Origin of the sequence: Variovorax sp. HW608, assembly GCF_900090195.1 — a bacterium.
In the GTDB taxonomy this organism is placed as follows: domain Bacteria; phylum Pseudomonadota; class Gammaproteobacteria; order Burkholderiales; family Burkholderiaceae_C; genus Variovorax.
This window is the reverse complement of sequence record NZ_LT607803.1, coordinates 6,673,355-6,698,622: the sequence shown is the minus strand read 5'-3', so window position 1 is coordinate 6,698,622 and position 25,268 is coordinate 6,673,355. Positions and strand designations below refer to the sequence as shown.

At 67.7% G+C, this 25,268-nt stretch carries 24 protein-coding genes; 11 read left to right on the top strand and 13 right to left on the bottom strand.

Going from position 1 to position 25,268, the window contains the following annotated elements; all coding sequences use genetic code 11:
* Positions 1 to 63 precede the first annotated feature (63 nt).
* On the bottom strand, positions 64 to 1,596 hold the full coding sequence (locus VAR608DRAFT_RS31745; RefSeq protein ID WP_088957684.1) for an ABC transporter permease/substrate-binding protein: 1,533 nt from the start codon (positions 1,594 to 1,596) through the stop codon (positions 64 to 66).
* Between the two features lie 129 nt (positions 1,597 to 1,725).
* On the opposite strand from VAR608DRAFT_RS31745, the gene VAR608DRAFT_RS31740 reads away from it, so the two are divergent.
* Positions 1,726 to 2,514 carry an alpha/beta fold hydrolase gene (locus VAR608DRAFT_RS31740; RefSeq protein WP_088957683.1) on the top strand — a complete coding sequence of 263 codons (789 nt, stop codon included), beginning with the start codon at positions 1,726 to 1,728 and terminating at the stop codon, positions 2,512 to 2,514.
* A gap of 27 nt (positions 2,515 to 2,541) precedes the next feature.
* Positions 2,542 to 3,645 carry an ROK family protein gene (locus tag VAR608DRAFT_RS31735; RefSeq protein WP_088957682.1) on the top strand — a complete coding sequence of 368 codons (1,104 nt, stop codon included), beginning with the start codon at positions 2,542 to 2,544 and terminating at the stop codon, positions 3,643 to 3,645.
* A gap of 1 nt (position 3,646) precedes the next feature.
* On the opposite strand, the gene VAR608DRAFT_RS31730 is transcribed toward VAR608DRAFT_RS31735, so the two are convergent.
* The 3 genes from VAR608DRAFT_RS31730 to VAR608DRAFT_RS31720 form a co-directional block, all read right to left on the bottom strand.
* Entirely contained in the window at positions 3,647 to 4,336 is a 690-nt protein-coding gene (locus tag VAR608DRAFT_RS31730) for a dienelactone hydrolase family protein (protein WP_088957681.1), read from the bottom strand.
* 82 nt (positions 4,337 to 4,418) lie between these two features.
* Positions 4,419 to 5,798 carry a phospholipase D-like domain-containing protein gene (locus tag VAR608DRAFT_RS31725; protein ID WP_231973030.1) on the bottom strand — a complete coding sequence of 460 codons (1,380 nt, stop codon included), beginning with the start codon at positions 5,796 to 5,798 and terminating at the stop codon, positions 4,419 to 4,421.
* Between the two features lie 195 nt (positions 5,799 to 5,993).
* Positions 5,994 to 7,112, bottom strand: a complete 1,119-nt coding sequence (locus VAR608DRAFT_RS31720; protein WP_088957680.1) for a 5-methyltetrahydropteroyltriglutamate--homocysteine S-methyltransferase — start codon at positions 7,110 to 7,112, stop codon at positions 5,994 to 5,996.
* A 147-nt stretch (positions 7,113 to 7,259) separates the two neighbouring features.
* On the opposite strand from VAR608DRAFT_RS31720, the gene VAR608DRAFT_RS31715 reads away from it, so the two are divergent.
* Complete coding sequence (locus tag VAR608DRAFT_RS31715; RefSeq protein ID WP_088957679.1) at positions 7,260 to 8,024, top strand: GntR family transcriptional regulator; 765 nt, start codon at positions 7,260 to 7,262, stop codon at positions 8,022 to 8,024.
* On the opposite strand, the gene VAR608DRAFT_RS38165 is transcribed toward VAR608DRAFT_RS31715, so the two are convergent.
* Entirely contained in the window at positions 8,005 to 8,211 is a 207-nt protein-coding gene (locus tag VAR608DRAFT_RS38165; protein ID WP_157731170.1) for a hypothetical protein, read from the bottom strand. The two genes, VAR608DRAFT_RS31715 and VAR608DRAFT_RS38165, sit on opposite strands and share 20 nt — an antisense overlap.
* 18 nt (positions 8,212 to 8,229) lie before the next feature.
* On the opposite strand from VAR608DRAFT_RS38165, the gene VAR608DRAFT_RS31705 reads away from it, so the two are divergent.
* From VAR608DRAFT_RS31705 to VAR608DRAFT_RS31680, 6 genes are all read left to right on the top strand, one after another.
* Positions 8,230 to 9,399, top strand: a complete 1,170-nt coding sequence (locus tag VAR608DRAFT_RS31705) for an ABC transporter substrate-binding protein (RefSeq protein ID WP_088957677.1) — start codon at positions 8,230 to 8,232, stop codon at positions 9,397 to 9,399.
* Between the two features lie 25 nt (positions 9,400 to 9,424).
* Positions 9,425 to 10,297, top strand: coding sequence for a branched-chain amino acid ABC transporter permease (locus VAR608DRAFT_RS31700; RefSeq protein WP_088957676.1), 873 nt, complete (start codon positions 9,425 to 9,427; stop codon positions 10,295 to 10,297).
* Positions 10,297 to 11,277 carry a branched-chain amino acid ABC transporter permease gene (locus VAR608DRAFT_RS31695; RefSeq protein WP_088957675.1) on the top strand — a complete coding sequence of 327 codons (981 nt, stop codon included), beginning with the start codon at positions 10,297 to 10,299 and terminating at the stop codon, positions 11,275 to 11,277. Before VAR608DRAFT_RS31700 ends, VAR608DRAFT_RS31695 begins: the two co-directional genes overlap by 1 nt.
* Positions 11,278 to 11,297: 20 nt before the next feature.
* On the top strand, positions 11,298 to 12,056 hold the full coding sequence (locus VAR608DRAFT_RS31690; protein ID WP_088959085.1) for an ABC transporter ATP-binding protein: 759 nt from the start codon (positions 11,298 to 11,300) through the stop codon (positions 12,054 to 12,056).
* Complete coding sequence (locus tag VAR608DRAFT_RS31685) at positions 12,049 to 12,753, top strand: ABC transporter ATP-binding protein (RefSeq protein WP_088957674.1); 705 nt, start codon at positions 12,049 to 12,051, stop codon at positions 12,751 to 12,753. Before VAR608DRAFT_RS31690 ends, VAR608DRAFT_RS31685 begins: the two co-directional genes overlap by 8 nt.
* A 66-nt stretch (positions 12,754 to 12,819) precedes the next feature.
* Entirely contained in the window at positions 12,820 to 13,218 is a 399-nt protein-coding gene (locus tag VAR608DRAFT_RS31680) for an SRPBCC family protein (protein ID WP_088957673.1), read from the top strand.
* A gap of 6 nt (positions 13,219 to 13,224) precedes the next feature.
* Here VAR608DRAFT_RS31680 and VAR608DRAFT_RS31675 read toward each other — a convergent pair whose 3' ends face one another.
* The gene (locus VAR608DRAFT_RS31675) at positions 13,225 to 13,839 is read right to left on the bottom strand and encodes an NAD(P)-dependent oxidoreductase (protein WP_088957672.1); all 615 of its coding nucleotides are present in this window, start codon (positions 13,837 to 13,839) and stop codon (positions 13,225 to 13,227) included.
* Between the two features lie 52 nt (positions 13,840 to 13,891).
* On the bottom strand, positions 13,892 to 14,563 hold the full coding sequence (locus VAR608DRAFT_RS31670; protein ID WP_088957671.1) for a DsbA family protein: 672 nt from the start codon (positions 14,561 to 14,563) through the stop codon (positions 13,892 to 13,894).
* A 77-nt stretch (positions 14,564 to 14,640) separates the two neighbouring features.
* Here VAR608DRAFT_RS31670 and VAR608DRAFT_RS31665 point away from each other — a divergent pair, with 77 nt between their 5' ends.
* The gene (locus VAR608DRAFT_RS31665; protein WP_088957670.1) at positions 14,641 to 15,591 is read left to right on the top strand and encodes a LysR family transcriptional regulator; all 951 of its coding nucleotides are present in this window, start codon (positions 14,641 to 14,643) and stop codon (positions 15,589 to 15,591) included.
* Here the strand turns inward: VAR608DRAFT_RS31665 and VAR608DRAFT_RS31660 are convergent.
* The 4 genes from VAR608DRAFT_RS31660 to dnaG form a co-directional block, all read right to left on the bottom strand.
* A complete protein-coding gene (locus tag VAR608DRAFT_RS31660) occupies positions 15,536 to 16,669 on the bottom strand; it encodes an HPP family protein (RefSeq protein ID WP_088957669.1) in 1,134 nt (377 codons plus the stop codon). The two genes, VAR608DRAFT_RS31665 and VAR608DRAFT_RS31660, sit on opposite strands and share 56 nt — an antisense overlap.
* A gap of 9 nt (positions 16,670 to 16,678) precedes the next feature.
* The gene (locus VAR608DRAFT_RS31655) at positions 16,679 to 17,917 is read right to left on the bottom strand and encodes a multidrug effflux MFS transporter (RefSeq protein WP_088957668.1); all 1,239 of its coding nucleotides are present in this window, start codon (positions 17,915 to 17,917) and stop codon (positions 16,679 to 16,681) included.
* Positions 17,918 to 17,993: 76 nt separating this feature from the next.
* Entirely contained in the window at positions 17,994 to 20,306 is a 2,313-nt protein-coding gene (gene rpoD, locus VAR608DRAFT_RS31650; RefSeq protein WP_088957667.1) for an RNA polymerase sigma factor RpoD, read from the bottom strand.
* Between the two features lie 288 nt (positions 20,307 to 20,594).
* Positions 20,595 to 22,547, bottom strand: coding sequence for a DNA primase (gene dnaG / locus VAR608DRAFT_RS31645; RefSeq protein ID WP_088959084.1), 1,953 nt, complete (start codon positions 22,545 to 22,547; stop codon positions 20,595 to 20,597).
* A gap of 129 nt (positions 22,548 to 22,676) precedes the next feature.
* On the opposite strand from dnaG, the gene VAR608DRAFT_RS31640 reads away from it, so the two are divergent.
* Entirely contained in the window at positions 22,677 to 23,615 is a 939-nt protein-coding gene (locus VAR608DRAFT_RS31640; RefSeq protein WP_231973029.1) for a YihY/virulence factor BrkB family protein, read from the top strand.
* 23 nt (positions 23,616 to 23,638) lie between these two features.
* Here the strand turns inward: VAR608DRAFT_RS31640 and VAR608DRAFT_RS31635 are convergent, their stop codons facing one another.
* Both VAR608DRAFT_RS31635 and VAR608DRAFT_RS31630 read right to left on the bottom strand, forming a co-directional pair.
* Positions 23,639 to 24,397, bottom strand: a complete 759-nt coding sequence (locus tag VAR608DRAFT_RS31635) for a 3-hydroxyacyl-CoA dehydrogenase (protein ID WP_088957665.1) — start codon at positions 24,395 to 24,397, stop codon at positions 23,639 to 23,641.
* A gap of 162 nt (positions 24,398 to 24,559) precedes the next feature.
* The gene (locus tag VAR608DRAFT_RS31630) at positions 24,560 to 25,117 is read right to left on the bottom strand and encodes a phasin family protein (protein WP_088957664.1); all 558 of its coding nucleotides are present in this window, start codon (positions 25,115 to 25,117) and stop codon (positions 24,560 to 24,562) included.
* Between the last annotated feature and the right edge of the window lie 151 nt (positions 25,118 to 25,268).

The window sequence follows — 25,268 nt, the reverse complement described above, 5'->3', positions numbered from 1 at the left end:
GGATTCGAAACAGAACGCAGCAGCATCGAGCCGCCGCGTGACAGCCTCGTGAAGCCCCGGGGCTCAGTCCCGCCGCCGCGTGATGTATTCGACGAATTCGAAGAACGCTTCGCTCAGCAGCGCCAGTGCCGCCGCCGGAATGGCGCCGGCGGCGAGCAGTTGCCGGTCGTTGAGCGCGAGGCCGGTCACGATCCGCTCGCCGAAGCCGCCCGCGCCGATGAAGGCGGCGATGGTCGCGGTGCCGATCGCGATGGTGGTCGCGGTCCGCACGCCGGCCAGGATGGTGGGCAGCGCCAGTGGCAGTTGCACCAGCCGCAGGCTTTGCCCGGCGCTCATGCCGAGCGCGGTGCCGGCCATGCGCAGCCCGGACGGGACTTCGGCCAGCCCGGTGACCGTGTTGCGCATGATCGGCAGCAGCGAATAGAGGGTGAGGGCGATCAGCGCGGGCAGGGTGCCGATCACGCCGACCAGCGAAATCAGGATCGCCAGCAGCGCGAGCGACGGAATGGTCTGCAAGAGGCCGGTGAGCCCGAGCACCACCGCGCGGGCGCGCAGATGCGGAAACACCAGGATGCCGAGCGGCACCGCGATCAGGATCGCGAGCCCGACCGAGAGCGCGACCAGCAGCAGGTGCTGGCGTGCGAGGCGGCCGAGGTCGGGGCCGAACAGCTTGGCGGTGAAGCCGCGCGCGGCCGCGTCCCCGGATGCCGCCGCGCCGGCGGGCGCCTGTGCCTTGCCTTGCGCGAGGAAATCGCGCCCGATGGCATCGAAGCCCACGCCGTTCAGTTCGGCGCGCGCATTCATCGCGATCATCGCGCGCTCGTCGATGCGGCCTTCGAGCTTCTGCAAGGCCGCCCACGCCGCGGGCCAGCGCCCGGGCAGGTCGAGCCGGTAGAGCACCACCGCGTCGTAGCGGGGGAAGTAGCGCCGGTCGTCCTCCAGCACGCGCAGGCCGAGACGGTCGATCTTGGCGTCGGTGGTGTAGATGTCCATCACGTCGATCTGCTTGGCGGCGATGGCGTCGTAGGCCAGGCCGTGGTCGAGGCCGGTCGGCGTCTGCTTGAAGCCATAGCGTTCGGCCAGCCCCTGCCAGCCGTCGGCGCGGCCGATGAACTCGTTCGACAGGCCCAGCTTCAGTTCGGGGTGGTTCGCCAGATCGCTGAGGCGGCGGATGGAAAGCCGGTCCGCGTCCGCCGCGCGCATCGCGAGCGCGTAGCCGTCGTTGAAGCCCAGCGGGATCGCCGCGCCCAGGCCGAGCGGGCGCAGCGCGGCGTTCATCTGCTCGAGCGTCATCGATCCGTTGCCCTTGAGGATCTCCAGCGCGATGGTCCCGGTGTATTCGGCATAGAGGTCGATGCCGCCGGAGTTCAGCGCCTCGTAGACGATGGCGGTATTGCCCAGCCCCTGCCGCACCACCGGCGGGGCCGGCAGCTGCGGCGCGGCGGTCTGCGCCAGGACCTCGGCGAGGATGTACGACTCGGTGAACCGCTTGGAGCCGACGCGCAGGGTGTCCTGCTGGGCGTGCGACGGTGCGGCGCCCCACAGGAAACCCAGGCAGGCGAGGGCGGTGAACCAGACGCGGCGCAGCGGCTTCATCGATCGAGTGTATCGGCCGGGGCGCCGGGCGCGCCAGTGGGCGTTCGTCGGAGTCCGAGGCCTTTTCCTACAGCGTGTCGTGCGCCGGGCCGATGCCGGCACTGGCCCGGCTGAACGCAAACTGAAGGAGTGCTCATCAATTACGTTCGCCACGGCGAAGGCAAGCCGTTGCTGCTCGTTCACGGGCTGGGCGGCAATTGGCGTTCGTGGCGAGCGATCCTGGGGCCGCTGGCCGCCGAGCGCAGCGTCACGGCGATCGATCTGCCGGGCTTCGGCAAGAGCCCGGCGTTGTCCGGCGAGGTGTCGATCCGCACGATGTCCGATGCCGTGGCGCAGTTCCTGCGGGAACACGAACTGGTCGGCACCGATGCGGTGGGCAACTCGGTGGGCGCGCGTCTCGTACTCGAACTGGCGCGGCGCGGCGGCCTGCTCGGGGCGGTCGTCGCGCTCGGCCCGGTGGGGTTCTGGGCCGGCTGGGAGCGCTATTCGTATGGCGCCTCGGTCTGTTTCTGGTGGCGCGTCGCGCAGCTCATGAATCAGCCGATGCCGGCGATCACCAGGCACGGCTGGTCGCGCAGCCTGGTCCTGAAGCAGCTCTCGGCGCAGCCGGCGCGTCTTTCGGCTTCGCAGGCGCTGGAGGAAATGCGCGGCCGCGCCGGCGCGGCGTCGTTCGGCGCCATGCTCGGGGGTCTCATGCGGGCCGCACCCGTCGAAGGCCTTGCTGCGGGGGGCCTGAAGAAGCGCCTCGTGATCGGCTGGGGGCGCTGCGACCGGATCTGTTTTCCGAGGCAGGCGCAGCGTGCCCTGCGGCTCTTCCCGGATGCGCACATCCACTGGTTCGAGCATTGCGGCCACTATCCGCACTGGGACGCGCCGGAGGAAACCACCCGGCTCATCCTGGCGACCACCGCCGAATGACGGGCGCAGCCGACGAGCGAGGACCGAATGGCAAGGCGCAGGCATCGCAGGCAGGACGAGGACCAGCCACCGCTCGCCGATGACGTGCACGGCGCACGCGAGCTGCCCTCGGTGGTGGTCGAGGGCTACAGCCTCCAGCTGCGCGACGGCGAGGGCTTCGTCGGCGACCAGGCCAGCCAGACCGCCTTCAGGGAACTGCTCGAACGCTGGCGCCGACGGCGCCGCAGGAAGGGCAATGACCCGCTCGGCGGGCAGCACTCCAGGGAGATGACGAAAGACGCCCTGGACCAGGTGCTCGGCAGGAAGGCCTCGGAGGCGGCCGACGTGGTCCACGGCGTCATCGAGGAATTCGCCGAAGAGCTGGCCTGGGTGATCGACCGCTTCATGCGCCATCCGTCGTGGAAGGGCGTGGAGCGCATCGTGATCGGTGGCGGCTTTCCTGAAAGCGACGTGGGCGAACGCGCGATCCTGCAGACGGCGGCCCTGCTCCCGGACATGCGGATCTCCGTGCAGCTGGGCCGCATCGGCCATGCGACCGACGACGGTGGCCTGCTCGGATGGGTGCACCTGGTGCCGCCGCCGCTGCTGAAAGGGCACGACGCGATCCTCGCGCTGGACATCGGCGGCACCAACGTGCGCAGCGGCATCGTCAAGACGCGCAGGCGGCGCGCGCGCGACCTGTCGAGGGCCAAGGTGATTCACCGCCAGAAATGGCGCCACGCCGACGAAGGGCCCAGCCGCAAGGTGCTGGTCGAGCGGCTGGTGGGAATGCTCGAAGAGCAGATGCGCTACTGCCGCCGGAAGGGCATCCGCCTCGCGCCCTTCATCGGCATCGGCTGCCCGGGGCTGATCCGCAAGGACGGATCGATCGCGCGCGGTGCCCAGAACCTGCCCGGCGACTGGGAGAGCGAGAACTTCCACCTGCCGAGCAGGCTGTGCAAGCGGATCCCGACGATCGGGGGCGAGCCGACCGTGGTGCTCATCCACAACGACGCGGTGGTGCAGGGCCTGAGCGAGCTTCCCTTCATGCGCGATGTGAAGCGCTGGGCCGTGCTGACCATCGGCACGGGGCTCGGCAACGCGAGCTACTGCAACAAGGCGCCGGAAAAGGCGCCGCAAGCGGCGCCCTGACTCAGCTCGCCAGTTCCTTGCCGAAGAAGCGCAGGGTGCGGTCCCAGGCGAGCTGGGCCCAGACGGCGTCGTATTGCGTGATCGGAATGCGTCCCGGCCCCTGTGCGGTTTCGTTGGCGAAGGCGTGGTGGGCCTGGTAGCGGTGGCCTTCGTAGCGCACACCCGCGCCGCGCAGTTTTTCTTCGAGCGCATCGACGCCGGCGATCGCGAAGGCCTGATCCTGCGTGGCCCAGTGCGCCATCAGCGGCGCCTTGATCTTCGAGGCATCGACGTATTCGAGCGGCGGGTAGCCGTACCAGACCACGCCGGCATCGGCTTCGGGCGCCATCGTGAGGCCGAGCAGCGTCAGCGCGCCGCCCATGCAGTAGCCGGTGACGCCCACCTTGCCGCCGCGCGCCTTCAGGTACTGGATCGCGCCGCGCACGTCCTGCGATGCGGCGTCGCCGAAGTTCAGGCCGCTCATCAGGTGATGCGCCTCCTCGGCTTCGACGGTGGACTTGCCGCGATAGAGATCGGGCACGAGCGCCGTGAAGCCCGCCTTGGCCAGGCGCTCCGCGACGCCGCGGATCTGGTCATTGAGGCCCCACCATTCCTGGATCACCACCACCGAGCCGAAGGCCTTGTCGGCCTCGGCCAGGTAGCCATTGACGCTGCCGCCGTCGGGGCGGTTGAACTGCACGAGTTTTCCCATGGAGCGCTCCTAGCTTGGTTGTCGGTTCGGGCGACGAGTATCGGCCAAGATGCCGCGCAAGTCACAGCGTGCCCGTCAAGGCTCAAAGCTGGAATGCGATGGTCAGCAGCAAGCCTTCGGCCACGTCGCGAATCAGCCCGGGCTGCCGCGCCCGGTAGGTCTCGCCGGCCGACGCGGCGGTCTCGATCCATTGCGCGAGCCAGTCGATCTGCTCGTGGCCGTAGAACACCACGGCCGCCTCGTGGTTGATGAGCAGGCTGCGCATGTCGAGGTTGATCGAGCCGCACAGCGCGAGGTCTTCGTCCACCACCACCGCCTTGGCATGCGCCATGAAGGGCAGCATGCGGAAGATCACGCCGGCGCGCGCGAGGTCGCGCATGGCACGGGCGCGCACGAAGTCGGCAAGCCGGTGGTTCGACCGCGCGGGGATGGCGATCGTGACTTGCACGCCGCGCCGCGCGGCAAGTCGCAGCGCGTCGCGCAGGCCGTCCCCGGGCACGAAGTAGGGCGTGATCGCGAGCACCCGGTGCTCGGCGCGGAAGCAGGCATCGATGAGCAGGGCCTGCGCGGTGTCCTCGGTCTGGTCCGGGCCGCTCGGCAGCAGTTGCGCGAGTTCGCCGTCCGCATGGATGTCGGCCGCGGCCATCTCGCGCGGCTGGTGGCTGCGAAGCGAGGACCAGTCGTGATCGAACTGCCGCGCCGCCGCCGCCGCGACGCTGCCGTGCAGGTCGAAGGAGAGATCCCGCCACGGCACCGGGTGGTCGTCGTTGCCGGTGAAGTATTCGCCCGCGAGATTGCGGCCGCCCGACCACAACCACCGGTCGTCCGCGATGGTGAACTTGCGGTGGTTGCGCAGGTTGCGCGGCCCCGCGTGGCGCAGGCTGAAGATGGGACGGAACACCGCGGTCTCGACACCCGCGTCGCGCAGCGTGTCGAAGTGCGATCGCGGCAGCGACAGCGCGCCGAAGCCGTCGAGCAGCACGCGCACCTTCACGCCCTCGCGGGCGCGCCGCGCCAGCCGGTTGATGACGTCGTGGCCGAGCGTGTCGTCGCCGATGATGAAGGTGCAGATATCGAGCCGCGCGCGGGCCCCTTCGATGACCTCGAAGAGTGCCTCGCGCGCCGCCGCGCCGTCGGAATGGAGGCGCACCGCGCAGGGCCCGGGCGGCGCGAGGCCGAAGCTCTCGATCAGGTCGGCCGCCCAATGGCCGGCGGGGTTCGTGCGCGCCGTCCGCGGCGAACCTGCCGGCCGCAGCTTGCGCTGGCCGAACAGCAGGTACATCGGCAGGATCACGTAGGGCAGCAGCGCGAGCCCCATCACCCAGGCGATGGCGGTCGAAGGCGCGCGCTGCTCGCGCTTGGCGCGGCTGGTCAGCACATAGACCAGCAATGCGAAAGTGACGACCAACAGGTGCTGCGAGGGCGAGGGCAGCCAGTCGAGCCAGTCGTCGATGCGGTTCACGTGCGCAGCAGTGTTTGCTTCATAGGCCGGAGCCTACTTCACCGCGCCGACGAATCAAATATCCACGCAAATCCACGCAAATCCACGAACTCGGGCCATTCGGGAAACACCGCGGAACCGGCTTCGCCGGGCCGCTGGTGTTGCCCCCGGTTGGGGGTTGGCGGCTGCACGAAGTGAGCAAGCCTGGGGGCGAGCCTATTCCTTCCAGACTTCGCGGGCGGTCTCGACGACCAGGCGCAGCTTGGCGCGCTGGGCCTCGACCGCGATGTTGTTGCCGTGCACCGTGCTGGAGAAGCCGCACTGCGGCGACAGCGCGAGCTGGTCGAGCGAGACGTACTTGGCGGCGGCCTCGATGCGGGCCTTGAGCTCGTCCTTGTCTTCCATCTCGCCGAACTTGGTGGTCACGAGGCCGAGCACGACGGTCTTGCCCTTCGGCAGGAAGCGCAGCGGGCGGAAGTCGCCGGAGCGCGCGTCGTCGTATTCGAGGAAGTAGGCGTCGAGGTCCATCTCCTTGAGCAGCGCCTCGGCCACCGGCTCGTAGTTGCCGGCCGCCGCGTGCGTGCTCTTGAAGTTGCCGCGGCACAGGTGCATCGCCAGGATCATGCCGGCGGGCTTCTGCGCCACCACCTTGTTGATGAACTTGGCGTAGCGGTGCGGCAGCTCGTTGGGGTCGTCGCCGCGCTGGCGGGCGGCTTCGCGCATCTTCTCGTCGCAGAGGTAGGCGAGGTTGGTGTCGTCCATCTGCACGTAGGTGCAGCCGGCAGCGGCGAGCGAGCGCAGCTCGTCGCCGTAGGCCTTGGCGACGTCGTCGTAGAAGTCGGGCTCGAGCTCGGGGTAGGCCTCCTTGCTGATGCCTGCACGGCCGCCGCGGAAGTGCAGCATGGTGGGCGAGGGGATCGTGACCTTCGGCGTGTTGCCGGCCGACACCTGGCTCTTGAGGTACTCGAAGTCGGCGAGCTGGATGTTCTTGGCGTGGCGCACCTTGTCGATCACGCGCATGACCGGCGGCGCCAGCTCCTCGGTGCCGTCGGGCTTGCGGATGGTGACCGGGATGTCGGTCTTCACGCCGCCGAGCTGCTCGAGGAAGTCGATGTGGAAGTAGGTGCGGCGGAACTCGCCGTCGGTGATGCTCTTGAGGCCGATGTCTTCCTGGAACTTGACGATCTCGGTGATCGCCTTGTCCTCGACCTTGCGAAGCTGTTCGGGCGTGATCTCGCCCTTGGCCTTCTGCTCGCGGGCTTCGAGCAGGTACTTGGGGCGCAGGAAGCTGCCGACGTGGTCGTAGCGTGCGGGCAGGTGGGCATGTTCTGACATGGTTGGCTCCGTCGATATCTGGAAAAGAACGGTCGATCGTATCCGCACAAAGGTGGGCGCTAGCGGATACACAGGCATGGGTGTTTACCCTTGACTGAGTGCGAAGAGAGACGATTTTCGGTGATTTATGGATACATTCCGTATCCCGTGCATCCCCCCAGTCCCTCCGTTACATCCCACGCCGAAGCCGGCGGCTCGCAGGTCGTCAAGGCCCAGCTGCGGCTGCGCGAGATGGTGCTCGCCGGCGAGCTGCCGGGCGGCGCGCGCATCGCCGAAGTGGCGATCTCGGAGCTGCTTGGGGTGTCGCGCACGCCGGTGCGCAGCGCGCTGATGCGCCTCGAACAGGAAGGCCTGCTCGAAGCGCTGCCGAGCGGCGGCTATGCGGTGCGGACTTTTTCCGAGCGCGACGTGAGCGATGCGATCGAGCTGCGCGGCACGCTCGAAGGCCTCGCGGCCCGGCTGGCCGCCGAGCGCGGTGCGCCGCAGATGGTGCTGCGCGAGGCGCGCGCCTGCCTCAAGCGCATCGACGAACTGATGCGGGAGCCGGCGCTCGACGATGCGGCCTTCTCGCGCTATGTCGCCTGCAACGCGGAATTCCATCGCCTGCTGGCCGAGATGTCGGGCAGCCCGGTGATCGCGATGCAGACCGAGCGCGTGACCAACCTGCCGTTCGCTTCGCCCTCGGGCTTCGTGGTCGCGGAGGCGAATTCGCCGAGTGCGCGCGACCGGCTGCTGGTGGCGCAGGACCAGCACTGGCAGGTGCTCGACGCCATCGAGAACCGCGAAGGCGCGCGCGCCGAGGCGCTGATGCGCGAGCACAGCCGCATCGCGCAACGCAATCTGCGCGAGGCCTTGCACGGCCCGCAGACCGCTGCGCTGCCGGCCGTGAAACTCATCCGTCGCCGCGATTGAAGAGGCGAGAGAGAAATGAACTTTTCCGCCCCGAACCGCTCAGCAAGCTCTGCGCGATGATCGCGCAGAGCAATCGTTGATCGCGCAGAAATCCAATGCCCGCGGCGAAAGCTAGGTGTTTGCCGGCGTCCGCGCGAGATTGCATTTCGTCACAATAGCCCCCGATTTTTTCCAGTTCCAGCATCACCGCAGAAGGAGAGCTTCCATGCTTCGTCGTCAATTCGTCCAGGCCGCCAGCCTGACCGCCATCGCGCTGGCCGTGCCGCTGGCGCATGCCGCGGACACTTTCAAGATCGGCCTGATCCTGCCCATGACCGGGCAGCAGGCGTCCACCGGGCGCCAGATCGAAGCGGCGGCGCGCCTGTACATGGCCCAGAACGGCGACACCGTCGCGGGCAAGAAGGTGGAACTGATCGTCAAGGACGACACCGGCCTGCCCGATGTCGCCAAGCGCATCGCCCAGGAGCTCGTGGTGAACGAGAAGGTCAACGTGCTCGCGGGCTTCGGCCTGACGCCGATCGCCCTGGCCGTGGCGCCGATCGCCACGCAGTCGAAGACACCGGCCATCACGATGGCGGCGGCCACGTCGAGCATTACCGAGGCCTCGCCCTACATGCTGCGTTCGAGCTTCACGCTGCCGCAGGCCTCGGTCGCGATGGGTGACTGGGCGCCGAAGAACGGCATCAAGTCGGTGGTCACGCTGGTGTCCGACTACGGCCCCGGCAACGACGCCGAGAAGTTCTTCACCGAGCGCTTCCAGCTCAACGGCGGCAAGGTGCTCGACAAGCTGCGCGTGCCGCTGCGCAACCCCGACTTCGCGCCGTTCCTGCAGAAGGTGCGCGACGCCAAGCCCGACGCGCTGTTCGTCTTCGTGCCTTCGGGCGCGGGTGCGGCGGTGATGAAGCAGTTCCTCGAGCGCGGCATGGACAAGGCCGGCATCAAGCTCATCGGCACCGGCGACCTGACGGACGACGACCAGCTCAACGACATGGGCGACGGCGCGCTGGGCGTGGTCACTTCGCATCACTACTCGACGGCGCATCCGTCGGCGATGAACAAGAAGTTCGTCGAGGCGTTCGAGAAGGCCAACAAGAACATGCGCCCGAACTTCATGGCCATCGGCGGCTATGACGGCATGCGCATGATCTACGAGGCGCTCAAGACCACCAAGGGCCAGGGCGGCGGCGATGCGCTGCTGGCTGCGATGAAGGGCCAGGTCTTCGAAAGCCCGCGCGGCCAGGTGCTGATCGATGCGCAGACGCGCGACATCACGCAGGACATCTACCTGCGCAAGGTCGAGAAGAAGGACGGCCAGCTCTACAACGTCGAGTTCGACGTGATCAAGGCCGTCAAGGACCCGGGCAAGTCGAAGTAATCACCACAGGGTTTCGGACAGCAGCATGTTGACCATCCTTTTTGACGGCATTGCCTACGGCATGCTGCTGTTCGTGCTCGCGGTCGGACTGGCCGTGACGCTCGGGTTGATGAACTTCATCAACCTCGCGCATGGCGCCTTCGCCATGGCGGGCGGCTATCTCACGGTCTTCGCCATGCAGAAGCTCGGCGTGCCGTTCCTGGTCTGCCTGCCGCTCGCGTTCATCGTGGTCGGCGGCGTGGGCGCGTTGCTCGAACGCACGCTCTACCGCCCGATGTACGGCAAGACGCACCTCGACCAGGTGATGTTCTCGATCGGGCTGGCTTTCATGGCGGTGGCGGGCATCGACTATTTCGTCGGCTCGTCGCAGCAGAACATCCACTTGCCCGAGTGGCTGAGCGGCCGCACCGAGATCGGCGACGGCGCGCTGATGCTGGGCATGGGCCACTACCGCATCTTCATCATCGCGGTGTGCGCGCTGCTGACGGTGGTGCTGCAGCTCATCCTCACGCGCACGCGCTTCGGCAGCCGGCTGCGCGCGGCGGTGGACGATCCGCGCGTGGCCGCCGGCATGGGCATCAACGTGAACGTGGTGTTCCTGCTGACCTTCGCGGTCGGCTCGGGACTGGCCGGCCTGGGTGGCGCGCTGGGCGCCGAGATCCTGGGGCTCGATCCGACCTTCCCGCTCAAGTACATGATCTATTTCCTCATCGTGGTGTCGGTCGGCGGCACCACGTCCATCACCGGGCCCCTGCTGGCGGCGCTGCTGCTCGGCGTCGCCGATGTGGCGGGCAAGTACTTCATCCCGAAGATGGGCGCCTTCACCGTCTACCTGCTGATGATCCTCATCCTGATGTGGCGGCCGCAAGGCCTGTTCACGCGCAAGGGAGGCCGCTGATGGACTTCCAATCCCCGCTGCTGGCGAAGGCGCGCTGGCGCCCGCTGGAGTTCGTGGTCTGGGCGCTGGCCTTCGTGCTGCCGCTGGCGCTGCCCTCGCACGCGCTCATGATCAACGAGATCGCGATCGTCGCGCTGTTCGCGATGTCGCTCGATCTGATCCTCGGCTACACCGGCGTCGTGTCGCTGGGCCATGCCGGCTTCTTCGGCCTGGGCGCCTACACGGCCGCGCTGTTCGCCAAGCATGTGATGCCCGACCCCACGGTCGGGCTGGTGGTGGCGATCGTGGTCGCCGCGCTGCTGGGTGCGGTTGCGAGCGTCACCATCCTGCGCGGCAGCGATCTCACGCGGCTGATGGTCACGCTCGGCACGGCGCTCCTTTTGCTCGAACTCGCGAACAAGCTCGACTGGCTCACCGGCGGCGCCGACGGGCTGCAGGGCGTGGTCATGGGGCCGGTGCTGGGCATGTTCGATTTCGACCTCTATGGCCGCACGGCCGCGTGGTATTCGCTCTCGGTGATGCTGCTGCTCTTCCTGCTGATGCGGCGCCTGGTGAATTCGCCCTTCGGCGCCACGCTCAAGGCGATCCGCGACAACCGTCTGCGCGCCATGGCGATCGGCATCCCGGTGATCCCGCGGCTGGCGGTGATCTACACCATCGCCGCGGCGGTGGCGGGCGGCGCCGGGGCGCTGCTCGCGCAGACCACGGGCTTCGCCTCGCTCGACGTGCTCGCCTTCGACCGCTCGGCCGACGTGCTGCTGATGCTGGTGATCGGCGGGGTGGGCTGGCTCTATGGCGGCATCGCCGGCGCGATCGTCTTCAAGGTGCTGCAGGACACGCTCTCGGCCGTCACGCCGCAGTACTGGATGTTCTGGATCGGCCTGATCCTGGTGCTGCTGGTGCTCGTCGGCCGCGACCGGCTGCTCAAGCCCTGGACCTGGTTCGGCGCCCGGGGGAATGCAGGGAGTGCCAAGCCGTGAGCACCGTGAACAAAGATAACGTGAACGACATCGTCCTCTCGGCCACCGGCCTCGTGATGCGCTTCGGCGGCATCACCGCGACCAACAACGTGTCGCTGAACCTGCGGCGCGGCGCGCGTCATGCGCTGATCGGCCCGAACGGCGCCGGCAAGACCACGCTGATCAACCTGCTGACCGGCGTGCTCACGCCGACCGAGGGCCGCATCGTGCTCGAAGGCGAGGACATCACGCGCCTTGCGCCGCACAAGCGGGTGGCGCGCGGGATGGTGCGCACCTTCCAGATCAACCAGCTGTTCGATTCGATGTCGCCGCTGGAGACCCTCGCGCTCGTGGTGTCGCAGCACACCGGCGTGGGCACCGACTGGTGGCGGCCGCTGGGCAGCTCGAAAAAGGTCGCCGAGCGCGCGGGGCAGCTGCTGGAGCAGTTCCGGCTCGCCGACGTCGCCGGCCAGCAGACCAGGCATCTGGCCTACGGCAAGCGCCGTCTGCTCGAGATCGCGATCGCGCTGGCCTGCGAGCCGCGCGTGCTGCTGCTGGACGAGCCCGTGGCCGGCGTGCCGGCGGGCGAGCGCGAGGAACTGCTGGAGACGGTGGCCGCGCTGCCGGCCGATGTCTCGGTGCTGCTCATCGAGCACGACATGGACCTGGTGTTCAGCTTCGCCGACCGCATGACCGTGCTGGTCAACGGCACGCTGCTCACGGAGGGCGACCCGGACACGATTGCGAACGACCCGAAGGTGAAAGAGGTCTACCTGGGCCACGGAGAGGCACATGTCTGAGTTGCTTCGCATCGAGAACCTGAGCGCAGGCTACGGCGAGGCCGTGGTGCTGCACGACATTTCCTTTTCGCTCGGCGAAGGCCAGACGCTGGCGCTGCTGGGCCGCAACGGCACCGGCAAGACCACGCTGATCAACACGCTCGCAGGCGCGACGCGCCAGCACGGCGGCACGATCACGCTCGGCGGCAATGCCTTGCACAAGCTGCCTTCGCACCAGCGTGCCGCCGTCGGCATCGGCTGGGTGCCGCAGGAGCGCAACATCTTCAAGTCGCTCACGGTGCATGAGAACCTCACCGCGGTCGAGCGGCCGGGCAAGTGGAATGCGCAGCGCGTCTACGAGATGTTCCCGCGCCTGGCCGAGCGCAAGAGCAACCTGGGCACGCAGCTCTCGGGCGGCGAGCAGCAGATGCTGGCCGTCGGCCGCGCGCTGGTGGTGAACCCGACGCTGCTGCTGCTCGACGAGCCGCTCGAAGGGCTGGCGCCGATCATCGTGGAAGAGCTGTTGCGCGCGATCCGTCGCATCACGCGGGACGAGGGGCTGGCGGCGATCGTCGTCGAGCAGCATCCGCAGGCGATCCTCGCGATCTCGGACGAGGCGGTGGTGCTCGACCATGGCACCGTGGTGCACGCGGACCATGCGGCGACGCTGAGTGCGCAGCCCGACGTGCTGGATCGGCTGCTCGGCGTTTCCCGCTGAGCGGCACGCGGGCGCGTCGTTGCGCGCCGGCCGGCCTAAACTCTCCGGGTTCGAAAGGAGAAACGCATGGCATCCATTCGACGCGAAATGCAGGTCGAGGCGAGCGCCGCCCACATCTGGGATGCGGTGCGCGACGTGGGCGAGATCCACCGCCGGCTCGTGCCCGGCTTCGTGACCGATTGCCGGCTCGAAGGCGATGCGCGGATCGTCACCTTCGGCAACGGCATCGTGGCCCGGGAGGTGATCGTCGACGTCGACGACGCGACACGCCGCATCGCGTGGTCGGCCTCGGGCGGCCGGCTCACGCATCACAACGCATCGCTGCAGGTGTATCCCGAGGACGCCACGCACAGCCGCCTCGTCTGGGTCGCCGACCTGCTCCCCAACACCATGGCCGAGCCGATCGCTGCCATGATCGACGAGGGCATGCGCGCCATGAAGCGCACCCTCGAAGCGGCAGGCTGAGGGCGCTCAATACCCCACGGTGAAGCGTTGGCGCGAGTGCTTCGGCAACTCGACTTCGTCGGCCATCGCGATCGCGTAGTCCTCCATCGAAATCCAGCTCTTGCCCTGTTCGTCGGTCAGGAGGCCGTCGCCGCCGAGGCGGAACTTGTAGGTGCGCTCGCCCGGCAGGAAGAGCGCAGACGGCGAGAGGAAGGTCCAGTCGAGCTCTTTCTCGGCGCCCAGCGCATCGAGGAACACGCGGCCCGCGAGCGCTTCGGCCTTGTAGGCCTCCGGGAAGTCGGGCGTGTCGACCAGCGCCTTGCCCGGTGCCACTTCGAGGCTGCCTGCGCCGCCCACGACGAGCACGCGCGGCACGCCGGCCTTCTTCGCGGCGGCGACGAGCGTCGCCGCATCGATGCCGCCGACGAAGCGGGTGGCGCTGATCACCGCATCGTGGCCGCCGAGCAGCGGCACCAGCGCATCGACCGAGGTGGCATCGGCCGCCTTCAGGGTGAGCTTGGGGCGCTCGGCCACGCCTTCGATCTTGCGCGCGATGCCGGTCACGGAGTGGCCCCGTTGAAGCAACTCGTTGGCGATCCGCGAACCGACGCGGCCCGAAATGCCGAGGATGGCGATCTTCATGGTGAACTCCCTTTCAGAGATTGAAGATTGAAGAAGAAATGTGGGGGATGGGTCAGGCGGCCTGCGCGATCAGCCGTTCGAGCTGCGCGGCCCAGGCGTCGGGCCGGCCGAGAAAGCGCCCGGCCTCCACGGGCGTGACCTGCGCGGCGGGCGTTTCCAGCGCGAAGGTGGGGAAGCCCTGGCCGCCCGCTCTCGCGAGCCACTGGCGGCTGTGGACGACGTGCCGATGGATGGTCTCGCCCGTCAGCTCGTCGAAGGCGGTGGCGAAGGCGGTCGGTGCCAGGCCGATGTCCGCCGCCAGATCGTGCAGGACGGGCCGCTCGGCGATGCGGCGCCCTTCGACGTAGTGGGCTTGCTGCACCCGGCTCAGCATGTCGAGCCCCCGGTCGGCCACGGCTTGCGCCGCCAGCACCGCGGTCAGGGGCGGGGTGGAATCGAGCATCGCGCCGCCATCGTTGAGCAGGCCATCGAAGTAGGCGGCGCCGAAGGGCTGCCCGCTGAGCTCGGCGATCCGGCGGTCGTGGGGCATCACGTAGCTGCGCCATTCCGGGGTGATGGGGCGGCGGTTGGGGCCGGTCATCATCCCGCCGCCGTGGAGCTCGATCTTCAGCCCGGGGATGGCGCGGGCCGCGTCGACCAGCGGCGTGGCCGCATAGCACCAGCCACAGAGCGGGTCGAAGACGTAGTGAAGCGTCGCGCGGCGGGAAGGGGACTTTTCGGTCATGGCCGTGATCGTATGTTTCCCGGTTCGATCGAAAAACGCCGTAGGATGGGCAGGTTTGTTGCTCGATTCGATCGAATATGGACCGCGTGACCGCCGCAGAAGTCTTTGTCTCTATTGCCGAAAAAGGCAGCATGACCGCCGCCGCCGAGGCGCTGGACATGTCGCGCGCGATGGTCACGCGCTATCTGGCGCAGATGGAGGAGTGGGCCGGCGCGCGCCTGTTGCACCGCACGACGCGCCGGCTGAGCCTGACCGAACCCGGGCGCGAGACCCTCGCGCGTTGCCGCCGCATGCTGGAACTGGCTGGCGAGATGGTCGTCGCTTGCAACGAGGCGGCCGAAGCGCCGCGCGGGCTGCTGCGCGTCGCCTGTTCGCAGTCGCTCGCGCAGGATGTGCTGGCCGCCACGGTGGCCGATTTCCTGCGCCGCCATCCGCTGGTGGCGATCGATCTGCAGATCGGGGCGCGATCGGTGAATCTCGTCGAGGAGCGGATCGACCTCGCCATCCGCATCACCAACGACCTCGACCCGAACCTGATCGCACGGCCGCTGGGCCGGTGCGATTCGGTGATCTGCGCCTCTCCGGACTATCTGGCCGTGCATGGCAGGCCGCATCGGGTGCAGGACCTGGCGACCCACAACTGCCTGACCTACTCGTACTTCGGCAAGAGCCTGTGGGAATTCGATCTCGCGGGCGAGCGATTGGCCGTGCCGGTCAGCGGCAACCTCAGCGCCAATGAATCGAACGTGCTGCTCGCGGCGGCGGCCGAAGGCGCGGGCATTGCCATGCAGCCCGTCTATGCGGCGAAAAGCTTGATTGCGCAAGGGCGGCTCGTGGCGCTGCTGCCCGAGGCCGTGCCGCAGCCGCTCGGCGTCTACGGCCTGTATGGATCGCGGCGGCAGATGCCGGCGGCGCTGCGCCTGCTGCTCGACCTGCTGGTGGAGCGCTTCGCCGACCCGGACTACTGGCCGGTCAGGCCTCAGGCCCCACGGCCCGATACAGCGCGCGCACGAAATCGGACTGCGTGATCATGCCGACCAGTCGCCGGTCGGCGTCGATGATCGGAATGTGATGGTGGCCGCCTTCCGAGAAGAGCGGCACCAGCTCGGCGAGCGGCCGCTCCTCGCTCGCCACGCGGACCTGCCGGGTCATGATCTGGCCGACCACCTCGGGTTTGCTCGACATCACGGTGCGCGTGGCGCGGATGAAATCGCGCAGCCGTCCGCCGATGCCTTCGTGATGCTGCAGGTCGATGTGCCGGAAGAAGTCCGCCTGCGTGATGATCCCGACCATGCGCCGGGTGCGGTCGACCACCGGCAGCGCCTTGATGCGCCGCTCGTGCATCAGCGTCCAGGCTTCCTGCAGCGGGGTGCCGAACTCCACGTAGGCCAGGTCGCGCGACATGATGTCGGTGCAATGCACGGTGCCGAGCCGGCGGTGCCATGACTCGACCTCGGTCTGGCGGATCAGCGATTCGAGATCGTCGCGGCTGATGTCGAGCACCTGGTTGTAGCGCGCCAGAACCGCATCGATGTCGGCCGAGCTGAACCGGCTGTCCGCCGGGGAGGGCTTCGGTGCGATCTGGACGTGCGGATAGCGCCGCCCGGTCAGCGTGTTGTAGACCACGCCCGCCAGCACCAGCAGCACCGAGTTGGCGAGGGTCGGGAACAGGGCGAACGAGAACTGCGTGGTGTGCGTCAGCACGATCAGCAGCGCGGCCGCGCCGCCCGGCGGATGCAGGCAGCGCAGCGAGAACATCACGCCGATCGCCAGCGCGGTCGCGAAGGCATCGAGCCACACGCCGCCCGGCAGCCAGTTCACGCACGCGATGCCGACCAGTGCGGCAATGGTGTTGCCGCCGATCACCGGCCAGGGTTGCGCGAGCGGGCTCGCGGGCAACGCGAAGACCAGCACCGCGCTCGCGCCCATCGGCGCGATGAGCCAGGCGGCGCTGGAGGAGATGCCGGTGATCCAGTGGCAGATCAGCGCGGTGAAGAGCAGGCCGACCGCGGCGCCCAAGGTCGCCCGCAGGCGCTCCTGGGCATTGGCGGACGTGGGGCCCGGGATCCAGGCGCGCGCAAAGTCGGAGAGTGTTTCGAAGCGCATGAATCAGGATCAGCTTGCCTCTTTGGCGACCAGCCGCCCGATTGCCGGCCAGCGCCGGTGCAGCCAGACCCAGGCCACGAGCCCGATGCCCAGCATGAGGATCGAGGTGCAGGCCAGCGCCAGCGTGGAATGCATCACCAGCGGCGCCACCATGCCCGCGACGACGCCGTTGGCCGTCGAGCCGATCACGGCCTGCAATGAAGACGCCATGCCGCGGCGCTCGGGGTGCAGGTCGAGCACCAGCAGCGTCACGACCGGGACCATGAGCGCCCAGCCGAAGGCGAACACCGCCAGCGGCCACAGGGCCCAGCCGGCGTGCGGCGTGAAGAGGGCGTTGGCGGCCACGTTGACGAGCGAGGTCGCCAGCATGATCACGAAGCCGTCGCGGATCTGCCGCTTCGGCGCCACCCTGCCGGCCATGCGCCCGCTGGCCCAGGCGCCGAGCATGATCCCGCCGATGGTGAGCATGAAGAACCAGAAGAACTGGGTCGGCGCGAGCCCGAGGTGTTCGCCGAGGAAGGCCGGCGCCGCCAGCACGTAGAGGAACATGCCGTTGAACGGCACCCCGCTCGCGAGCGCCAGCAGCAGGAAGCGCGGATCGGAGCAGAGGTCCCAGTATCCCCGCAGCAGGTGCCGCACCTCGAAGGGCTGGCGGTGGCTCGGGTGCAGCGTCTCCGGCAGCAGCTTGTAGTTGGCGGTCCACAGCACCACGCCCACCGCGACCAGGAACCAGAAGATGCTGTGCCAGCCCAGGTTCACGAACAGGAACCCGCCCACGACCGGCGCGATGGCGGGCGCGATGCCGAAGTAGATCGTGACCTGGCTCATCACCCGCTGCGCCTCCGCCGGCGGGAACATGTCGCGGATCACCGCGCGCGAGACCACGATGCCCGCGCCGGTCGACAGGCCCTGCAGCGCACGGAAGAACACCAGCCAGCCGATGGTCTGCGCGAGGGCGCAGCCCAGCGATGCGACCGTGAACACCGCCAGCCCCCAGAGCACCACCGGCCGCCGGCCGAAGCTGTCCGACAGCGCGCCATGGAACAGGTTCATGAACGCGAAGCCGAACAGGTAGGCCGAGAGCGTCTGCTGCATCTCCACCGGCGAGGCGCCGATCGAGCGCGCGATGCCGGAGAAGGCGGGGATGTAGGTGTCGATCGAGAACGGCCCGAGCATGCCCAGCACCGCCAGCAGCACCGCCAGCGCCCAGCGGGGCGCGCGCCAGATCTTGTGCGCGTCGGGATTCATCCGTCTTGGGTCTCCTTCTTGTTCTTGAGCAAAAAGAAGGCGCCCTCAGGCGCCTTCAGATTCCGATCGCTGGAGATCAGAGGGTATCAATAAAGCTCCGCAGCTTGTCCGAACGGCTCGGGTGCTTCAGCTTGCGCAGCGCCTTGGCCTCGATCTGGCGGATGCGCTCGCGCGTGACGTCGAACTGCTTGCCGACTTCTTCCAGCGTGTGGTCGGTCGACATCTCGATGCCGAAGCGCATGCGCAGCACCTTGGCTTCGCGCGGCGTGAGGCTGTCGAGGATGTCCTTGACCACGTCGCGCAGGCCCGCCTGCATCGCGGCCTCGATCGGCGCCGTGTTGCTGCTGTCCTCGATGAAGTCGCCCAGGTGCGAATCGTCGTCGTCGCCGATGGGGGTTTCCATCGAGATCGGCTCCTTCGCGATCTTCATGATCTTGCGGATCTTGTCCTCGGGGATCTCCATCTTCGCGGCCAGGATGCCGGCATCGGGCTCGAAGCCGAACTCCTGCAGGTGCTGGCGGCTGATGCGGTTCATCTTGTTGATGGTCTCGATCATGTGCACCGGGATGCGGATGGTGCGCGCCTGGTCGGCGATCGAGCGGGTGATCGCCTGGCGGATCCACCACGTCGCGTAGGTCGAGAATTTGTAGCCGCGGCGGTATTCGAACTTGTCGACCGCCTTCATCAGGCCGATGTTGCCTTCCTGGATCAAATCGAGGAACTGCAGGCCGCGGTTGGTGTACTTCTTGGCGATGGAGATGACGAGACGCAGGTTGGCCTCGATCATTTCCTTCTTGGCGTCACGCGAAGACGATTCGCCTTCGTTCATGCGCTTGTTGATGTCCTTCAGCTCGGCCAGCGGCACCACCACGCGGGCCTGGATGTCGGCCAGGCGCTGCTGCAGTTCCTGCACCGGCGGGATGTTGCGCTGGAGCACCGCGCTCCACGCCTTGCCGGCAGCGGCCTGCTTCTCGACCCAGCTCAGGTTGAGCAGGTTCGAAGCCACGCGGTTGCCGTTCTTGTCGTAGCCGCTGAAGTCGCGGATGAAGTCTTCCTGCGGGAAGCCGCACTTGTCCACGATGATGCGGCGCAGTTCGCGCTCCTTCTTGCGCACGTCGTCCACCTGCGTGCGCACCAGGTCGCACAGCTTCTCGATGGTGCGGGCCGTGAAGCGGATGGTCATCAGCTCCTCGGACAGCGCGTGCTGCGCCTTCTGGTAGGACGGCGTGCCGTAGCCTTCCTTGTCGTAGATCTTGTGGATCTTCTCGAACAGGCCGGCGATGCGGTCGAAGCGGGTGAGGGCCTCGTTCTTGAGTTCCTCGAGCTTCTTGGTGAGCGCCTTGGAGCCGCCCTTGCCGTCGTCGTCGTCTTCCTCGTCGAACTCGTCGAAGTCTTCCTCGGCCACGTAGTCGTCGGCCTCGTTGGGGTTCGAGAAGCCGTCGACGATGGTCGAGATGACGACCTTGCCTTCACGGATGTCCTCGGCCAGGCGCAGGATCTCGGCGATCGTGGCGGGCGAAGCCGAAATGGCTTCCATCATGGACATCAGGCCGCCCTCGATGCGCTTGGCGATCTCGATTTCGCCTTCGCGGGTGAGCAGCTCGACCGTGCCCATTTCGCGCATGTACATGCGCACCGGGTCGGTGGTGCGGCCGAATTCGCTGTCCACCGTCGACAGGGCGGCTTCGGCTTCTTCTTCCGCTTCCTCGACCGTGGTGGCCGTGGGCGCGGTGTTGTTCAGCAGCAGGGTTTCGGCGTCCGGCGTCTGCTCGTAGACCGCCACGCCCATGTCGTTGAGCATGGTGACCACGACTTCCATGGTCTCGGCATCGACCAGCTTGTCGGGCAGGTGGTCGGAGATTTCGCCGTGCGTGAGGTAACCGCGGGTCTTGCCCAGGGTGATCAGGGTCTTCAGGCGCGAGCGGCGCTTGGCCAGGTCTTCCTCGGACAGGACGGTTTCGTCGAGGCCGAATTCCTTCATCAAGGCGCGTTCCTTCGCCTTGCTGATCTTCATGCGCAGCGGCTTGGCCTTTTCCTCGGTCGTCGCGGCCGCCGGCTCGTCACCGGCCAGATCGTCCTCGATGTCGGACAGGTCGATGTCGCTGGCCTCGGTGCTTGCTGCTGCCGCCTTCGGCTTGCGGCCCCGCTTGGCGCCGGTCGTCGTGCCGGCTGCCTTGGGAGGACGGCCAACCTTCTTGGCGGCAGGCTTCGTCGTGGTTTCGTCGGTGGTGGTCGATTTGGTGGGCACGGTTTTCACTTTCGTAGCTGCAGACGCCTTGGACGCGGCGGCGCCGGTCTTGGTTGCCGGCAGCGCGGCTTTCTTCAACGGCTTCTCTTCTGCTGCGGGCTTCTTGGCGGCGGAGACGGCAGGCTTCTTCGAACTGGGCATAAAACCTCGTAGAACAAGATGGACCAAGCGGAATCACAGGCGCCACAAACCCGGCGCAGGCAGGAGCACAAACACTGAGGCCGCAAGGACCGAGTCCCCGCAGAGCCTTCAAAAGGCAAGATGTCGGGCGATCATTTGGTGTGCAGTCCTTGCGGTGTATTGACCCGTTTCCCGTCGGGAAGTGCATTGCGCTTGGGGCCGGCCCGGAGGTGCTGCTGTCGCTCTTGCCTTGTGCCAGACACGGCTGGCGTCTGGCGAAGCCTTAGATTATAGCGTGTTACAGCTTTTTCAAGTGCTGCCCGGCGTACCCGGTTTCAGGCGCTTGCGCAACTCGAGCCGCCGCACTTCCAGGGCCTTGTAGCGTTCCAGGGCCAGCGGATCGCTTCCGACGGCGTCGATCGCCTCGCTCTGCTGGGCCTTCAGGAGGTCGTCGAGCATGTAGTCGAGCACGTTGCGCAGCTCGTGCGCCGCGTCGGCGGCGCCTTCGCCCTCGGCGCTCACCAGCGGGCCGCCCTCGGGGCCGGTCATGACGCGCAGGGCGAGCGCCTCGAAGGGCTGGTCCCGCAATCCTTCGCGCAGCGCCGCCCAGGGCTGGACGCCATGCTCGTGCAGCTGGCTGTCGAGCCAGGCGAAGAGCGGCCCGTGATCGCCGGGCAGGGCGCAGAGCATGGCGTGGAGCTCGTGCGACAGGCCCTCCCATTCGGCCATGTTCGACATCACGAGCCGCGCCGCCACGTCGGGCCGGCTCGTCGGCAGCTTGCGCCCGCCCGGCGGGGGACGCGGCGGCGACGCCGTCCGGGAGGATCTGAAGCGCCGCCGGTCCGGAAAGCTCCGGGGCGCGTCTTCGACCCATTCGCCGCGGTCGGTCCAGGCGCTCCAGTCGCCGTCGCTGGCGGCGGACGGCATGGCCGGGGGCTGGGGCGCCTTGGCGGCCGAGGGCGCCCACAGCTCGCCGAGTTCCTGGCCGCTCAGCTGCACCAGGCCCGCGATTTCGCCGAGCAACTGGCGCTTGAGGGCGCCTTCCGGCAGCGCGGTCCACAGCGGCCGGGCGTTGCTGGCCATGTGCGCGCGGCCTTCGGCCGTTCCCAGGTCGCAGCCCTCGCGCGCGGCTTCGATCATGAACCGGCTGAGCGGGGTGGCCTCGTTCACGAAGCGCGCGAACGCATCGGCGCCGAATTCCCGGATGAAGCTGTCGGGGTCGTGCTCCGCCGGCAGGAAGAGGAACTTGATGCTGCGCACGTCCGTCGCGTAGGCCAGGGCGCCGTCGAGCGCCTTGCGCGCGGCGCGCCGGCCGGCGGCGTCGCCGTCGAAGCTGAAGACCACGGCGTCGGTGAAGCGGAACAGCTTCTGCACGTGCTCGGGCGTGCAGGCGGTGCCCAGCGTTGCGACCGCGTTCGGAAAGCCGAGCTGGGCGAGCGCCACCACGTCCATGTAGCCCTCGGTGACGAGGGCATAGCCGCGCTCGCGGAAGGCGGCGCGGGCTTCGAAGAGCCCGTAGAGCTCCCGCCCCTTGCTGAAGACCGGCGTTTCGGGCGAATTCAGGTACTTGGGCTTCTCGTCGCCGAGCACCCGGCCGCCGAATCCGATGCACTCGCCCTTGACGTTGCGGATCGGGAACATCACCCGGTCGCGGAACCGGTCGTAGCGCTTGCCTTCGCCGCTGTCGTCCGCTTCGGCGGCGATCACGAGTCCGCTTTCGGTCAAGAGCGGGTCGTCGTAGTCAGGGAACACGCTGGCCAGCGTGCGCCAGCCAGCCGGCGCATAGCCGATGCCGAAGTGGCGCGCGATCTCGCCCGAGACGCCGCGGCCCTTCAAGTAGTCGATGGCACCCTTCGACTGCCGCAGGTGCTTGCGATAGGCGTCGCCCGCCTTCACCAGCACCTCGGTCAGCGTCGCCTGCTTCTGGCGCTGGCCGGCGGCGCGTGCGCGTTCCTCGGGCGAGGCGTTGTCCTCGGGCACCTGCATGCCGTACTGCCCGGCGAGGTCATGCACCGCCTCGACGAAGCCCATGCCCGCGTGTTCCATCAGGAAGCCGATCGCGTTGCCATGCGCGCCGCAGCCGAAGCAGTGATAGAACTGCTTGGTCGGGCTGACCGAGAACGACGGCGACTTCTCCCCGTGGAACGGGCACAGGCCCATGAAGTTGGCACCCGCCTTCTTGAGCTGCACGTAGCGTCCGACGATCTCCACGACGTCGGCGCGCGCGATCAGTTCCTGGATGAAAGAAGCGGGGATGGTCATGTAGGCGGAGAGCGGCAAATGATACGCAAGCCATCAAACGCTCGCCGGGCGGCGGCATACTGGTCTTCCCGAAAGCGACCGATGATCCCCCGATCCATCCATCACGTCGCGCCGCTCCTGAAACACCCCATGAGGTTCATGTGGGAGGCGCTCAAGGCCTTCAAGGCCAACCAGGGGCTGCTGCTGGCGGGCGCGGTCGCCTATTACGCGCTGCTGTCGATCGTGCCGCTCCTGATCGTCAGCGTCATCGCGCTGTCGCACTTCATCGACCAGTCCGCGCTGCTCGGTGCGGTCGGGCGCTACCTCGAATGGCTCGTGCCGGGGCAGTCGCGTGCGCTCGTGGCCGAGCTGTCGAATTTCCTCACCCATGCCGACGTGCTCGGGCCGGTATTGCTGCTGACGATGATCTTCTTCAGCTCGCTCGCCTTCACGGTGCTGGAGAGCGCGATGGCGGTGATCTTCCACCATCGCAAGGCCGATCATTCGCGGCATTTCCTGATGTCGGCGGTGATGCCGTACATCTACATCTTCTGCCTGTGCATCGGACTGCTGCTGGTCACGCTGGTGTCCGGCGCGCTGCAGGTCATCGGGGAAGAGCGCGTCGAACTGCTCGGCCACAGCTGGTCGCTCTCGGGGGTGTCGGGGTTGCTGCTGTATCTGCTCGGCCTCGCCGGCGAGATCTTCATGCTGACCTCGCTCTACCTGGTGATGCCGGTCGGGCACCTGAGGCTTCACCATGCGCTGCTCGGCGGCGTGACTGCGACCTTGCTCTGGGAAGTCACGCGCCGGGTGCTGGTGCTCTATTTCGCGAAGCTGTCGCAGGTGAGCGTGGTCTACGGCTCGCTGACGACGGCGATCGTGGTGCTCCTGAGCCTGGAGATCGCCGCCACGCTGGTGCTGTTCGGCGCGCAGGTCATCGCGCAGTACGAGCGCCTGGAGCGCACGGGCAGCATGAAGCCGCCCGACGATACCGAAGGCGCCCTGGGGAGCGAAGCGGCACCAGGCCGGCGCCGGGCCGCCCCAAGGCGGCCTGCGGCCCCCTTGGGGGGCAGCGACTACACGGAGTGAGGGAGCGTGGGGGCTACATCCTTTCAGCGCGGCGCCAGCCGAATCGCGCCGTCGAGCCGGATCACCTCGCCGTTGAGCATGTCGTTCTCGATGATGTGGCGGGCGAGCTTCGCGTAGTCCTCGGGCGTGCCCAGGCGCGAAGGGAAGGGCACGCTCGCGGCCAGCGCGTCCTGCACTTCCTGGGGCATGCCGAACAGCATCGGCGTGCCGAAGATGCCCGGAGCGATCGTCATGTTGCGGATGCCGCTGCGCGCCAGATCTCGCGCGATCGGCAAGGTCATGCCGACGACGCCGCCCTTCGATGCGCTGTAGGCAGCCTGGCCGATCTGGCCGTCGTAGGCGGCGACGGAGGCGGTGGAGATCAGCACGCCGCGCTCGCCGGTCGACTCGGGCTCGTTCCTGCTCATCGCGTCGGCGGCCAGGCGGATCATGTTGAAGCTGCCCACGAGGTTGACCATCACGGTCTTGCTGAAGACCGCCAGGCCGTGCGGCCCGTTCTTGCCGACCGTCTTCTCGGCGGGCGCGATGCCGGCGCAGTTGACGAGGCCCATCAGCTTGCCCAGCTTGAGGGCGGCGGCCACGGCGGCCTGGCCGTCCGCTTCCTGGCTCACGTCGCATTTGACGAAGACCCCGCCGATCTCCTTGGCGACCGCTTCGCCCTTGTCGGCCTGCATGTCGGCGACGACGACCTTGCCGCCATTGGCCGCCAGCATCCGCGCCGTGCCTTCGCCGAGCCCCGAGGCTCCGCCGGTGACGATGAAAACCTTGCCTGCGATCTGCATGAGCTTTTCTCCTGTGTCTCAGTTGTGCAACCGGGCGATTATCGAAGCCGAGGCGGGCACAAAAAAAGGCCTCGTCCGGAGACGAGGCCTGAATTGGATCCCGAAGGACCCAAGGAGACAATCTGCGCCCGCTCGAGGCGGGCGGTTGTTGGTGATGATGGCTTAGCGCTTGCGCGAAGCCGTTTGAGCGGTGCTCTTGGCGGCGTTCACGGCGGTGGTGGACACGGCCTGGAAGTTGGCTTCCGCGACGTCGGTGGCTTGCTTGACAGCCTTTTGCACCGATTCGAAAGCGTTGTTGGCGGCGGCCACGGCGCTCTTCATCACGGCGACGGCGGTTTCCGAACCGGCGGGCGCGTTCTTGGCGGCGCTGTCGACCAGGCCGACGAAGGCTTGCTGCGCTTCAGCGGCCTTGACTTCGAAAGCCTTGGTGAACTCGGCGCCCGTGCCTTGGGCGATGTCGTACAGGTGACGGCTGTAGGCAGCGGTCTTCTCGGCCAGGGGCTGGAACAGGCTGGCTTGCAGGGCGAGCAGTTCCTGGGCGTCCTTGACGTTCAGCAGGGCCTGGCTGGCATCGGCGGCTTCGGTCAGGGCGGCCTTGGAAGCGGTCACATTGAGTTCGACCAGCTTTTCAACGCCTTCGAAGGCCTTGTTGGTCAGGCCGAAGAGGGTTTCGAGGTTGGCTTTTTGAGCGGCGATCAGTTGGTCAGCGGTGAGTGCCATTTGGGAGCTCCAGTTTGGGTTGAGGGATGGATTCACGTTGAAGCTGCCCCTCTCCAATGTTGCGGTGCAGCATGGCCTCAAGTATTAGCGAGGCAATGATTCTGGACAAGGGGTTTTTGTTGCTTTGCAGCAATTTAGGCGGCAATTTCTA

Coding starts and splice junctions, on each gene's coding strand:
- VAR608DRAFT_RS31745 (WP_088957684.1), bottom strand. CDS start 1,596: ATGAAGCCGCTGCGCCGCGTCTGGTTCACCGCCCTCGCCTGCCTGGGT.
- VAR608DRAFT_RS31735 (WP_088957682.1), top strand. CDS start 2,542: ATGGCAAGGCGCAGGCATCGCAGGCAGGACGAGGACCAGCCACCGCTC.
- VAR608DRAFT_RS31730 (WP_088957681.1), bottom strand. CDS start 4,336: ATGGGAAAACTCGTGCAGTTCAACCGCCCCGACGGCGGCAGCGTCAAT.
- VAR608DRAFT_RS31720 (WP_088957680.1), bottom strand. CDS start 7,112: ATGTCAGAACATGCCCACCTGCCCGCACGCTACGACCACGTCGGCAGC.
- VAR608DRAFT_RS31705 (WP_088957677.1), top strand. CDS start 8,230: ATGCTTCGTCGTCAATTCGTCCAGGCCGCCAGCCTGACCGCCATCGCG.
- VAR608DRAFT_RS31700 (WP_088957676.1), top strand. CDS start 9,425: ATGTTGACCATCCTTTTTGACGGCATTGCCTACGGCATGCTGCTGTTC.
- VAR608DRAFT_RS31695 (WP_088957675.1), top strand. CDS start 10,297: ATGGACTTCCAATCCCCGCTGCTGGCGAAGGCGCGCTGGCGCCCGCTG.
- VAR608DRAFT_RS31685 (WP_088957674.1), top strand. CDS start 12,049: ATGTCTGAGTTGCTTCGCATCGAGAACCTGAGCGCAGGCTACGGCGAG.
- VAR608DRAFT_RS31680 (WP_088957673.1), top strand. CDS start 12,820: ATGGCATCCATTCGACGCGAAATGCAGGTCGAGGCGAGCGCCGCCCAC.
- VAR608DRAFT_RS31675 (WP_088957672.1), bottom strand. CDS start 13,839: ATGAAGATCGCCATCCTCGGCATTTCGGGCCGCGTCGGTTCGCGGATC.
- VAR608DRAFT_RS31670 (WP_088957671.1), bottom strand. CDS start 14,563: ATGACCGAAAAGTCCCCTTCCCGCCGCGCGACGCTTCACTACGTCTTC.
- VAR608DRAFT_RS31665 (WP_088957670.1), top strand. CDS start 14,641: ATGGACCGCGTGACCGCCGCAGAAGTCTTTGTCTCTATTGCCGAAAAA.
- VAR608DRAFT_RS31660 (WP_088957669.1), bottom strand. CDS start 16,669: ATGCGCTTCGAAACACTCTCCGACTTTGCGCGCGCCTGGATCCCGGGC.
- VAR608DRAFT_RS31655 (WP_088957668.1), bottom strand. CDS start 17,917: ATGAATCCCGACGCGCACAAGATCTGGCGCGCGCCCCGCTGGGCGCTG.
- rpoD (WP_088957667.1), bottom strand. CDS start 20,306: ATGCCCAGTTCGAAGAAGCCTGCCGTCTCCGCCGCCAAGAAGCCCGCA.
- dnaG (WP_088959084.1), bottom strand. CDS start 22,547: ATGACCATCCCCGCTTCTTTCATCCAGGAACTGATCGCGCGCGCCGAC.
- VAR608DRAFT_RS31640 (WP_231973029.1), top strand. CDS start 22,677: ATGAGGTTCATGTGGGAGGCGCTCAAGGCCTTCAAGGCCAACCAGGGG.
- VAR608DRAFT_RS31635 (WP_088957665.1), bottom strand. CDS start 24,397: ATGCAGATCGCAGGCAAGGTTTTCATCGTCACCGGCGGAGCCTCGGGG.
- VAR608DRAFT_RS31630 (WP_088957664.1), bottom strand. CDS start 25,117: ATGGCACTCACCGCTGACCAACTGATCGCCGCTCAAAAAGCCAACCTC.